12 protein-coding genes and 2 pseudogenes are annotated in these 11,625 nt (G+C 68.5%); 11 read left to right on the top strand and 3 right to left on the bottom strand.

Going from position 1 to position 11,625, the window contains the following annotated elements; all coding sequences use genetic code 11:
- Nucleotides 1-582: 582 nt before the first annotated feature.
- Nucleotides 583-1,185: pseudogene (locus tag CFB47_RS32540) on the bottom strand (SDR family NAD(P)-dependent oxidoreductase); the annotation flags it as partial.
- 137 nt (nucleotides 1,186-1,322) lie between these two features.
- Between CFB47_RS32540 and CFB47_RS32545 the strand changes: the two are divergent.
- Entirely contained in the window at nucleotides 1,323-2,192 is an 870-nt protein-coding gene (locus CFB47_RS32545; RefSeq protein WP_089459824.1) for a LysR family transcriptional regulator, read from the top strand.
- Nucleotides 2,193-2,279: 87 nt separating this feature from the next.
- Nucleotides 2,280-2,687 (top strand): RidA family protein, encoded by a 408-nt coding sequence (locus tag CFB47_RS32550; protein WP_089463653.1) that lies wholly within the window; start codon nucleotides 2,280-2,282, stop codon nucleotides 2,685-2,687.
- A gap of 3 nt (nucleotides 2,688-2,690) precedes the next feature.
- Here CFB47_RS32550 and CFB47_RS32555 read toward each other — a convergent pair whose 3' ends face one another.
- Nucleotides 2,691-2,885: a hypothetical protein gene (locus CFB47_RS32555; protein WP_089463654.1), complete on the bottom strand. Its 195-nt coding sequence runs from the start codon at nucleotides 2,883-2,885 to the stop codon at nucleotides 2,691-2,693.
- 191 nt (nucleotides 2,886-3,076) lie between these two features.
- On the opposite strand from CFB47_RS32555, the gene CFB47_RS32560 reads away from it, so the two are divergent.
- Nucleotides 3,077-4,282 (top strand): zinc-dependent alcohol dehydrogenase, encoded by a 1,206-nt coding sequence (locus CFB47_RS32560; protein WP_089463655.1) that lies wholly within the window; start codon nucleotides 3,077-3,079, stop codon nucleotides 4,280-4,282.
- 29 nt (nucleotides 4,283-4,311) lie between these two features.
- Complete coding sequence (locus tag CFB47_RS32565; protein WP_179243805.1) at nucleotides 4,312-4,635, top strand: four-helix bundle copper-binding protein; 324 nt, start codon at nucleotides 4,312-4,314, stop codon at nucleotides 4,633-4,635.
- Between the two features lie 9 nt (nucleotides 4,636-4,644).
- On the opposite strand, the gene CFB47_RS32570 is transcribed toward CFB47_RS32565, so the two are convergent.
- Nucleotides 4,645-6,237 carry an ATP-binding protein gene (locus CFB47_RS32570; RefSeq protein WP_089463656.1) on the bottom strand — a complete coding sequence of 531 codons (1,593 nt, stop codon included), beginning with the start codon at nucleotides 6,235-6,237 and terminating at the stop codon, nucleotides 4,645-4,647.
- A gap of 292 nt (nucleotides 6,238-6,529) precedes the next feature.
- Here CFB47_RS32570 and CFB47_RS32575 point away from each other — a divergent pair, with 292 nt between their 5' ends.
- The 7 genes and pseudogenes from CFB47_RS32575 to CFB47_RS32605 all read left to right on the top strand — a co-directional run bounded on the left by CFB47_RS32575 (nucleotide 6,530) and on the right by CFB47_RS32605 (nucleotide 11,622).
- On the top strand, nucleotides 6,530-6,898 hold the full coding sequence (locus tag CFB47_RS32575; RefSeq protein WP_089464265.1) for a chemotaxis protein: 369 nt from the start codon (nucleotides 6,530-6,532) through the stop codon (nucleotides 6,896-6,898).
- Nucleotides 6,899-7,084: 186 nt separating this feature from the next.
- A complete protein-coding gene (locus CFB47_RS32580) occupies nucleotides 7,085-7,963 on the top strand; it encodes a BON domain-containing protein (protein ID WP_089463657.1) in 879 nt (292 codons plus the stop codon).
- Nucleotides 7,964-8,160: 197 nt separating this feature from the next.
- A pseudogene (locus CFB47_RS40835) lies at nucleotides 8,161-8,412 on the top strand (response regulator); the annotation flags it as partial.
- Complete coding sequence (locus CFB47_RS32590) at nucleotides 8,366-8,881, top strand: hypothetical protein (protein ID WP_089463659.1); 516 nt, start codon at nucleotides 8,366-8,368, stop codon at nucleotides 8,879-8,881. The pseudogene CFB47_RS40835 and the gene CFB47_RS32590, both read left to right, overlap by 47 nt.
- A gap of 157 nt (nucleotides 8,882-9,038) precedes the next feature.
- Nucleotides 9,039-9,821 carry an SDR family oxidoreductase gene (locus CFB47_RS32595; RefSeq protein WP_256946807.1) on the top strand — a complete coding sequence of 261 codons (783 nt, stop codon included), beginning with the start codon at nucleotides 9,039-9,041 and terminating at the stop codon, nucleotides 9,819-9,821.
- Entirely contained in the window at nucleotides 9,812-10,423 is a 612-nt protein-coding gene (locus CFB47_RS32600; RefSeq protein ID WP_089459830.1) for an HAD-IIIA family hydrolase, read from the top strand. Before CFB47_RS32595 ends, CFB47_RS32600 begins: the two co-directional genes overlap by 10 nt.
- Complete coding sequence (locus tag CFB47_RS32605) at nucleotides 10,420-11,622, top strand: glycosyltransferase family 9 protein (RefSeq protein ID WP_089463660.1); 1,203 nt, start codon at nucleotides 10,420-10,422, stop codon at nucleotides 11,620-11,622. The genes CFB47_RS32600 and CFB47_RS32605 overlap by 4 nt, the downstream gene beginning before the upstream one ends.
- The last annotated feature ends 3 nt before the right edge of the window (nucleotides 11,623-11,625 follow it).

Raw genomic sequence — 11,625 nt, forward strand, 5'->3', positions numbered from 1 at the left:
ATATTTTATATATAGGCATGGTTGTTTAAATAGAAAATATAGATCGTTGATGTGCTGACGAGAAACCGCTTGCATCCGCGCTAAATCGGAAGCCCCTTGGCAAGGCGATGTGCCACGGTGTAGTGAATCATCCAATCGGCGTAAGCATCGAGGGCGATGCCGCACGCCAGACCATTCAGGAATCTGCCTCGACGCCACTTACAGCAAGACGGTTATAACTTTTTGCCTGCGCGGAGGCATCGAACGGCGGCCCTCACGAATCGGAAATCCCTTGCACGTCGGGTCGGTCATTCGACCGATGTGCACCGGTCAAATGTTTTGCGATTCTTCAATGACCGAGAGGATGGCGTAGACACGATGACTGATAGCGTGCCGGGAGGGAAAAGCGGCGTGGCCGCGACTGCCACCCAGGAATGGGCGCCAAGGGAGCCACGCCCTGACGAAGGGCGGCATATAAATCGAAGGTCGAGCGTTTCGACTCCTGTACCAGATGGAATTGCCCGCAGAATGAAGTTCAGATCCTGGAGATCATGTCTTTTGATAAGTTCGCTCGCCACTGTCATGTTGTCTACATCGCCGTCAGTCCGAACCGATGACTCCGGCGGCATGGGTGCCCTCGGTTTCGACCAAGCCGGGGTTCACGGCATTGACCCGGATGCCGCGCGGGCCGAGCTCCCGCGCGAGCACCCCGGTGATGGCGTCGATTGCGCCTTTCGTACCGCTATAGATGGCACTCTCGGCCGGAAGGACGCGCGTGACGTTGGAGCCGATGTTGACGATGCTGCCGCCGTTGCCGAGGTGCGGCGCGGCGGCGCCGGCGACCAGCAGCGGACCGAGAACGTTGATGTCGAATTGCTCGCGGTAGCGCGCCTCGGTCGTTTCCTCGATCCTGGCGAACTGGTAGACGCCGGCGTTGTTCACCACGATGTCCAACCGCCCGAAATGGTCGATGGCTGCGTTGACGAGTGCGTCGACCTCCGCCTTGTTCGTCACGTCGGCGCGCACCGCCAATGCCTTCCCGCCGGCGGCCTGAATGTCCCCGACGACCTGTTCGGCACCGCTCGCGCTGGATGCGTAGCTGACGACGACCTGTGCGCCGTCGGCCGCAAGCTGGCGCGCGATGCCTGCGCCGATGCCTTTCGATGCCCCCGTCACGATCGCGACCTTGCCCTTCAACTTGTTCATGTCTTCACACTCCGCAGAGGTTGGCCCCGAGCGGGGCGGTTCGATTGATGCAAGTCACCATCGTGAGGCCCACACAATTGTTTGTGAATGGTCGTTCTTGTATATTGAATGTACATTTTTGAACGAAGGTTCATCGCATGGAATGGAGTGATGTCCGGGTGTTTCTGGCGGTCAAGCGGGGCGGATCTTTCGGTGCGGCAGCCCGAAGCCTGGGCGTGAGCCATCCAACGATCGGCCGCCGGATCAAGGCGCTGGAGGATGAATCCGGGCAGGCGCTGTTCCGCAGGACCGCGGATGGGCTGGTGCTCACCGACGCCGGCGATACCGTGCTGAGCCTCGCCGAAGCCATGGAAAACGCCGCGCTGGCCATGGAGCGGCGTCTGGCCGGTCATCACGACCGTCTCGAAGGCATCTTGCGGATATCGTGCGCAGAGTGGTTCGCCGGCTACGTTCTCGCGCCGGTTCTCGCGGAACTGGTGCGCCGTCATCCGGCCGTGGTGCCGGAAGTGATCGCGAGCTACCGATTGCTGAGCCTGTCGCGTCGCGAGGCCGACCTGGCCTTCCGGATCGTTCCTTTCACCGAACCGGACATTGTCCAGCGCCGCATGATGAGCGTTCCGTACGGTCTTTACGGCACGGCGGAAACCGCACGTGCGTTGCGGCGCGATCCTGCCTCAGTGGGATTGATCGTGATGAATACGGCGCAGTCTCACTTCCCCGACGTCGCCTGGCTGCTCGAGAGGTTCCCGCGGTCGCGGCGCGTGTTCACCAGCACGAGCCGAGCCGTTCAGGGCCGGATGTGCGCGGCAGGCATGGGCATGGCGGTGCTGCCGCGACCGCTGGGCGACGCGATACCGGCAGTGCGGCGCATCGAAACGCCGGAACCGCCTCCATCCCGAGACATCTGGGTGGGTTACCACCATGACCTTCGGCATATGGATCGCTTGCGCGCGATGCTCGATATCGCCGATACGATGCTGACCGAATCACCGATTGCCGCGCGCTGAATTGAACTTCGTGGGTGCTCTCGGCCAGATACGGTCATCATCCGCGCCGCGGTGAATGACCGCTTCAATCCTTAACGGGTAAGACACGTGACCATCCCTGAATTGATCATCCCGCCGACGATGCAACGTATCGTGGAGCGCGCCGGTTATGTACCGGCCGTGAAGGTTGGGTCCATTGTTTTTTGCGCCGGACAGGTCGGGCGTACCGTTGACCTCGAAGTCATCGCCGATCCCGAAGCGCAATTCCTGGCATGCTGGGAAAATTTGCGCGTGGTTCTGGAAGCGGCTGGGTGCACTTTTGAAGATGTCGTCGATATGACGACATACCACGTGCAGATGGGCACGCATATGCCCGTATTTCGCGAGGTGAAGAATCGGGTTTTCCCACGCGGCACATGCGCGTGGACTTCGATCGGCGTGACCGAACTCGCGCATCCCGGCTTGCTGGTCGAGATCAAGTGCGTGGCGGTCAAGCGAGATGACGCTGCGGTGTGAGCGTCAGCCAATAGCTGAAGGGCGGCCGTTTTCCACGAATTCCCAGCGGTAGGGCGCCCGCGCTGGCGACAGCCGCCAGCCGATACGGCGGTGCCGGACGAACTCGTCGGGGTGGCCGGGCGCGCCGTGTCTTTCGATGTAACCGGGCACGGCCGCCGCGCGTTCGCGTTGCCCGCCGCCCAGCGGCATGGCGATCATGTCCTTCTCGATGAATTGTCCCGGTCGGATCCCGGCATCGAATCCGCGCGACGATGTCGAATCCGTGGTTCGTGACCGATGAATGCTCTCCGCACCGCGGAGAGGATTTCAGGTGATACGCATCAGGGCTCATTCCTTGCTCGATTGTTTTCTCGGCAGTTCCGAGAACGTTCGAACAAGGAGGGCCTGACATGAAAGCAGTCGTATTCCACGGTATCGGCGACATTCGCATCGACACGGTGCCCGATCCCGAAGTCACCGACGCGACCGACGCGATCGTGCGCCTGACGGCCAGCGCGATTTGCGGCACCGACCTGCACATGGTGCGCGGCACCCTCGGCGGGATGAAGCCGGGCACGATCCTCGGCCACGAGGGGGTCGGCATCGTCGAGGCGGTCGGGCGCGACGTGCGCAACCTGCGGCGCGGCGACCGTGTGCTGATTCCGTCGACGATCGCATGCGGCAGTTGCGCGTACTGCCGCGCGGGCTACACCGCGCAATGCGACGTCGCGAACCCGGGCGGCCCACGCGCGGGTACCGCGTTCTTCGGCGGGCCGGCCGACACCGGTGCGTTCGACGGGCTGCAGGCCGAATACGCGCGCACGCCGCTTGCGCATGCGAGCCTGATTCGGCTGCCGGATGCGATCGACGACGATCGCGCGATCCTGATGTCGGACATTTTCCCCACCGGCTATTTCGGCGCGCAGCTCGCGGAAGTGAGTGCGGGCGATACGGTCGCCGTGTTCGGCGCGGGGCCGGTCGGCCAGTTCGCGATCGCGAGCGCGAAGCTGATGGGCGCCGGACGCGTGATCGCCATCGACCGCGTGGCGTCGCGCCTCGAGATGGCGTGCGCGCAAGGCGCGGAGATCGTCGATTTCGCGGAGGACGATCCCGTTGAGACGGTGCTGCGGCTGACGGGCGGAATCGGCGTCGATCGCGTGATCGACGCGGTGGGCGTCGACGCGATGCGCGCGACGCACGGGCCGGCCGCGGCCGATCGCGACGCGGCGCGTGCATTCGATGCGGAAGTCGATGCGATCGCGCCGCACCGCAAGCCGGATGGCCGCAACTGGGTGCCGGGCGACGGGCCGTCGCAGGTGCTGCAATGGGCGGTGCGCGCGGTCGCGAAAGCCGGCACGGTGGCGGTGATCGGCGTGTACCCGCCGGCGGCGCGCGTGTTTCCGGTCGGCGATGCGATGAACCGCAACCTGACGATCAAGATGGGCAACTGCAATCACCGCACGGTGACGCCGCCGCTCGTCGAGCTCGTGCGCAGCGGCGCATTCGACCCGCTGTCGGTGCTCACGCGTTGCGAGCCGCTGACGAATGCGATCGATGCCTACCGCGCGTTCGACACGCGCGAGCCGGGCTGGATGAAGGTGAAGCTGACGCCATGACGATGTCAACCGAAACCGGGAGGACGGCGATGAACGCTCCATACGACAACTGCATGGCCGCCTGCGACGCGTGCGCACACGCGTGCGATGCGTGTACGGCCGCGTGCCTCACCGAACGCGACGCGCAGGCGCTGGCCGACTGCATCGCGCTCGACATCGAATGCGCGCAGCTGTGCCGCTTCGCGTCGGGCGCGATGGCGCGCCGCAGTGTGCTCACGCCGAGTGTCTGCGCGCTGTGCGCGCAGGCCTGCGACTTGTGTGCGGCCGAGTGCCTGCGGCATGCCCACGATCATTGCCGCCGCTGCGCGCTCGCGTGTGAAGCATGCGCGGCGATGTGTCGCGCGGTGGCTTGAGCCCGGCGGTCACGGTGTGCGGCGAACCCGGTGCTCGACGCGCTGCAGCAGTGCGTCGAGCACGGCTATTTCGACGGGCTTCACCAGATGCTCGTCGAAGCCTGCGCGTGCGGTGCGCTGCAGGTCCGCCGCGCTGGCATGTCCCGACAGCGCGACGCAGGTCGTGTCGCGCAGCGCGTCGATCGCGCGCAGCTCGTGCAGGAGCGTGAAGCCGTCGACCTCGGGCATCGTGAGGTCGAGGATCATCAACTGCGGAGCGTAGTCGCGGGCGAGCGCCAGGGCGTCGTGCGCGTTGTAGGCGACGCGCGGCGCGTGCCCTTTCACCTGCAGCAGCACGGCGAGCGTGTCGGCCGAATCGCGATTGTCGTCGACGATGACGATGCGGAGCGGCGTCGTGTCCGTCTGCACGGACGTGATCGGCCCGCGCACCTCGACGCGGGTCGCGCGCGCCATGCGGTCGATCGGCAGCCGCACCGTAAACGTCGCACCGTGACCGGGCCCGGCACTTTCGGCCGAGATGCGCCCGCCGTGCAGTTCGACGAACGTCCGGCAGATGGCGAGCCCCAGCCCGAACCCTTCGGCCGGCCGCCGGCCCGCCCCGCTTTCCTGCTCGAACAGGTCGAAGATGGTTTCGAGCGCGTCGCGCGCGATGCCGACGCCGCGATCGGTCACGCGGATCGCGACGACCGGCCCCTCGATCGCGGCGCCGACGTCGATGCGTCCGCCGAGCGGCGAGAACTTCGACGCATTGTCGAGCAGGTTGTGCAGCACCTGGACGAGCCGCGCATCGTCGCCGTGCAGCGGCACGGCCTCGGGGGGCAGATCGACGTGGATGTGCTGCCCGCGCGCGGCCAGCTTCGGCTGGATGCTTTCGACGCCGCGGCACACGATGTCGCGCACGGTAATCGGCCGGTCTTCCAGCTCGAGCTTGCCGGCGGTGATGCGCCCGACGTCGAGCAGGTCGTCGACGAGCCGCGTCAGTTGCGTGACCTGACGATGCACGGCGTCGCGGCACTGCGCGAGCGCGGGCGCCGGGTCGGTCAGGCTCTGCAGCACGCCGACCGAATGGCGCAACGGCGCGAGATGGTTGCGCAGCTCGTGCGCGAGCATCGCGATGAACACGCTGAGCCGGTGCGTCGACGCTTCGAGCTCCTCGAGGCGCTTGCGCTCGGTCATGTCGCGCGTGATCTTGATGAAGCCGCAGAGCTGGTTCGAGTGATCGTGCACGGGCGTGATCGTCACGCTCGCCCAGAACTGCGAGCCGTCCTTGCGCACGCGCCAGCCTTCGTCCTCGAAGTGACCGTTGGCGGCCGCTTCGGCGAGCCCGAGCGACGGCCGGCCGGCCGCGATCGCGTCGGGCGGATAGAAGCGCGAGAAGTGGTGGCCGACGATCTCCGCGGCGCGATAGCCCTTGATGCGCGCGGCCCCAGCGTTCCAGGTCGCGACGTTGCCGTCCGGGTCGAGCATGAACACCGCGTAGTCGGTGATCGACTCGACGACCGTCTGGAACCGGAACTCGGCGAAGCGGTGCAACAGGTCGCGCGCGTCGGATTGCCCGAGCGGCGGCGGAGGCGAGCGAGGATTGATGTCGTCTTTCATCATCGGAGCGGCTTGTCGAAGACGGGCGGGCGAGCGCCGCCCGGCCGCCGTCGGCCGGGCCGGCGGCGGCGGTACGAATCGGATTGGCACCCCGAAAGCTTAGGGGATTGGCACCTCGGAAGCATAAGGGAACTCAATTCGGCTGATCAATGGGTGCGCATCGGTCGTGCCGATCGCCGTTCCGGCCGCACGTGAGCGGTTCCGGTGTGCGGCGCGGCATGCCGATTGCATGCGCGTGCATTCCGCCGGCCGTGCCGGGGCTGCCCGCGGCCGCGAGCCTTGCAAGGAGAACGCCATGAACAGCACGCTGAACCCCGACAACGAACCGGCCGAACCGGACGACGACAATGCCAGCCGCGGCCGCGACGGCCGCGCACTGGGCCCGAGCGATTCGTCAGACAGCGGCAGCGACACGGCTGGCGCGCGGCGTCATCCGTTCGACGTCGATTCGCCGCTCGACGATCACGCGCTCGAACGCGGCGATGCGTCGCTCGACAGCGATACGGACCGTGCGGGCACCGGTGAGCGCGCGTCGGCGGACGGCGATTCGACCCTCGATGAAAGCATGGACATCAAGCCGGACCGCACCGAGCGGCTGAGCGAGCCCGGCGGCACGACGCCACCGGATGACGGGGACCACGCGGGCGATGACGGCACGCCGTGACGCCCGGCACGCAAAAACTGCAATCGCATTGCAGATAAGGTGCCCTGCAGCGGAATGCCGTTGCGATGCGCGTCGGTCTCCCATCGGCCACGACCTCGGCACGCGACTTGCATTCGACCTGACCGACGCGCGCCGTGACACGGCATGGGGCCGTGCGCGGCGCAGGCGCGATCAAGGAGGGGCACGATGCAACGACGATATCCCGGACGGCACGGCGGACGCGGCGGGCCGCCCGACTGGCAGGAGCGCCACGAACGCGCATCCCGAGGCGCCGGCGAGCGCGGCAGCCCGGACGATCCGTCGCGATGGCCCGACGCGGGCGACGAGCCGGCGTACCGCCGCTTCGCGAGCGAGGACGTCGGTCCGGAAGACTGGGGCAGCGAATGGAGCGAACGCGCGGCGCGGCCGGTCGGCCAGCGGCGCGGCGGGGCCGATGCGGGCTGGCAGGGCGACTTCCCGCGCCGGCCGGCGCGCGAACCCGATCCCGGCTACGGCGAACGCGACTATCACGCGCAGGGCCGCGACTGGCGGGAAAGCCCGTATCGCGGCGTTCCCCCGGAGTTTCGCGGGCATCACCGGATGGGCGGGTACGACCGCGACCGAGCCTATGGCGATCCGCGCGACGATCCACGCTATGGCGGCGACGCCCCCGACTTGTCGCGGTTCGGCAGCGACGCCGAACGCGACGCGCTGCGCCATCGTCGCGGGCCGAAAGGCTATACGCGATCGGACGAGCGGATCCGCGAAGATGTGTGCGAGCGGCTCGCGCATGCCCTCGAGATCGACGTGAGCGACGTCACGGTGCAGGTGCAGGACGGCCGCGTCGAACTGGACGGCACGGTGCCGGCGCGATGGATGAAGCACGGCATCGAGGATCTCGCCGACCGCTGCATGGGCGTGCGCGACGTCGAGAATCGCGTGCGGGTGCGTCGTGACGACGACGAGCACGATTCGCGGATGGTGCTGCATCCCGACCAGCGGACCGTGACGCCGACGCAGCCTACCGTGCTCGATCCCGAGCCGGGCACCGTCGAGCGCGACCGCGAGCGCAAACCGCATCACTGAGCGCTCGTGCACGAACCGGCGCGCTCCGAATCGCCTCGCGCACGCGTGACGACGGGAACCGACCATACGCTGCCCGGGCAGTGCTCGTGATCGTGATCGTCACCGGCAAGTACGGCGGCGGCTTCGTCACGTTCGCGATCGATGCGAGATGCACGGCCGTGTTTGCGCGCCGGCGGACGCGTTGCCAGCGGCGCGTCGTTCGCCAGATCGACACCGCGCACGATCGAGAGGGCCGCGCGCTGCCCGAGAGCCGGGCGCTGTCCGGCCACGCGCACGCGCGCGACCGCGACCGCACGCGCGCCGCTCGAGGCCGGTTTCCACGCTTACACCTGACCCACCCCGCGGCAACGGCCGACCCGATCGCGCCGTTGCGCGCACTCGCATTTTCCTCTGGAGAAACCCATGCCCCACCCGTCACCCGAAGCGCTGACCGGCCGCCGCGCCGGTAGCGCGTTCGTCGACCGCCCGACCGCGGTCGCCGCGGTCGAACTGCTGCTGCCGAGCCTGTCGGCCGCGCTGCAGAGCGACTTCGTCGGCGACAGCGGCTGCCTGCACATCGTGATCATGGATCCCGCGCTCGGGCCGCACGACGCGCCGTTCGAGGACGCGATCCTGTACGAGTTCTCGTTGCCCGACCCGAAGGACTGGGATGCCGACTACCGGGCGTATGCGCGCGCGAAGGCGCGGCTGTCGTGGGAAACGGGCCGCGACGGCCACGTCGTGCAGGCGCTCGAGCCGTACCGGCTGCGCGCGGGCGATACGAACCTGTGGGGCGGCGTCGCGCTCGGCGGGATCGTGGTCGGCGTGTCGGGCGCGCAGCCGTGGTTCGACGAGGCATTCGCCGGCTGCATCGCGCACTGCCTGCGTGCGCTCGCGAAGCGCCGTGCGCAGGCGACGCCGGACGCGCTGGCGATCTGAGCGCGGCCGTGCGGGGCGGTTTTTACAGCAGCTTATAAAAAAGCCAGCGATGGCGTGCCGGCGCGCGACGCGGCACGGGCGCCGGCCGGTCGGCACGGTTCTCGCTGTATCTCCTGCATCGACGTTTGTCGCGACAAGCGTCACCCAGCCAGTCCGGATGCGTCCGGACGTTCGCAAGGAGGTGCAGGTGAACGACGTCCAACACGATTCCGCCCAAACGCCGCTCGCCGGCCGCGTCGCGCTGGTGACCGGCGGCGGCCGCGGGCTCGGCGAGGCCATTTGCGAAGACCTGGCGCGGCACGGCGCGCACGTGATCGTCGCCGATCTCGACGGCGACCGCGCGGCCGCCGTCGCGCAGCGGCTCGAACGGCACGGCGGGCAGGCGGTCGGCCGGCCGCTCGACGTGCGCGACGAGGCGTCGGTGCTGCAGGTCGTGCACGACGCGCGGGAAGCGCTCGGCGATCTCGACGTGATCGTCAACAACGCGGCGATCGACGTGACCGCGCCGATCGACGACGTGAGCGTCGACGCGTGGCGGCAGGTGCTGATGACGAACCTGCTCGGCCCTTACCTGATGTGCCACGCCGCCGTGCCGATGATGAAGGCGCGCGGCACCGGGCACATCGTCAACATCGCGTCGACCGCGTCGAAGCGCGCGTGGCCGAATGCGTCCGCCTATCACGCGACGAAGTGGGGGCTGCTCGGCCTGTCGCATGCGCTGCATGCCGAACTGCGGCCGGCCGGCGTGAGCGTGTCGGCGATCGTCGCGGGCGGGATGCGCACGCCGTTCCTGCTCGACCGCTTCCCGGACATCGACGCGGACACGCTGCAGCCGGCCGAGAACGTCGCGGCCGCCGTGCGTTTCGTGCTGATGCAGCCGCCCGGCACCGTGGTGCCGGAAGTGATGGTGCTGCCGATGAAGGAGACGTCATGGCCTTGACGCGCGAAAGGGGGCTGCCCGGGGCCGTGCTGATCGACAAGGACGGCACGTTGCTCGACGACGTGCCCTACAACGTCGATCCGGCGCGGATGCGCCTCGCACCGGGCGCGGCGCGCGCGCTGCGCACGCTCGGCGCGACCGGCATGCCGATCGTGGTCGTCTCGAACCAGCCGGGCGTCGCGCTCGGCCGCTTTACCGAAAACGAGCTTGGCGCGGTCCGCCGGTGTCTCGCCGAACTGTTCGAAGCAAACGGCGCGACACTGGCGGATTTTTTTTACTGCCCGCATCACCCGCGCGGCAGCGTGCCCGCTTATACGATTGACTGCGTCTGCCGCAAGCCGCGCCCCGGCATGTTGCGTCGCGCGCTGGCCACGCTGGGCGCAGTCCCCGAATGGAGCTGGATGATCGGCGACATCCTCGACGACGTCGAGGCCGGGCGCGCCGCGCGTTGCCGCACGATCCTCGTCGACTGCGGGCACGAGACCGAATGGCGCACCGGCGCCGCGCGTACGCCGCACCACGTCGTCGATCGTGTCGACCGCGCGGCCGACATCGTCGCGCGCGAAGCCGTGCGGCGGCACGGCACCTGGGGCCGGCGATGAACGCCGCGTGGCGTCGCGCACGACGCATCCTGTGCGTGCGGCTCGACAGCGTCGGCGACGTGCTGATGACGACGCCCGCGTTGCGCGCGCTGCAGGAAAGCGGCGAGGGGCGCCGGCTCACGCTGCTGACGTCGCGCACGGGCGCCGCGCTGGCGACGCACCTGCCGATGGTCGACGACGTGTGGACCTACGATGCGCCGTGGGTCAAGCACCCCGACGTGCGCGGCAATCCGGTCGCCGATCTCGACATGATCGATCGGCTGCTGGCCGGCCGTTTCGATGCGGCCGTGGTCTTTACCGTTTACAGCCAGAACCCGCTGCCCGCCGCGATGATGTGCTGGCTGGCGGGCATTCCGCTGCGGCTCGCGCATTGCCGCGAGAACCCGTACGAACTGTTGACCGACCGCGTGCCGGAAAGCGAACCGGAGTCGCACGTGCGGCACGAGGTGGCGCGGCAGCTCGCGCTCGTGCGCGCGATCGGCGCCACGACGTCGAACTGGCGGATGGCGTTCGAGCCCGGCGACGCGGCGCGGCGTGCGGTCGGTGCGCGGTTGCGGGCCACGTTGCAGCGCATCGGCGGCCCGCGCCGGCCGGGCGCGCCGTCGGCGCGCTGGCTCGTCGTTCATCCGGGCGCGAGCGCGGCGTCGCGCCGCTGGCCGGCCGAGCGCTTCGGCGAGGTGGCCGCGAGCGTCGCGCCGCTGTTCGACGGGATCGCGGTGACGGGTAGCGAGAGCGAGCGCGCGCTGGTCGACACGGTATGCGCCCGCGCGGGCTCGCGCGCGGTGCCGTTGGCGGGCGTGCTGTCGCTCGGCGAACTCGGCGCGCTGATCGAGACGGCCGACCTGCTGTTGTCGAACAATTCCGGCCCGGTGCATCTCGCGGCCGCGCTCGGCACGCCGGTGGTCGATCTCTATGCGCTGACCAATCCGCAGCACACGCCGTGGCGGGTGCCGCATCGGGTGCTGAACGTCGACGTGCCGTGCCGCAACTGCTACCGCAGCGTGTGCGATCAACCCGGCCATCAGTGCCTGCGCGAGGTGAGCGTCGACGATGCGGTCGCCGCCGTGCACGCGCTGCTGCGCGGTCGGATGCGCCATGCGCGGCGGGCGGCCGTGCGGTCCGCCATGCAGGGTGACGGACCGGTCGACGCGAGCCCGTCGAACGTGATTCCGTTCTCGCCCGCCATCTCGAGGAGCTGACGC

Origin of the sequence: Burkholderia sp. AU27893, assembly GCF_002223205.1 — a bacterium.
GTDB lineage: Bacteria > Pseudomonadota > Gammaproteobacteria > Burkholderiales > Burkholderiaceae > Burkholderia.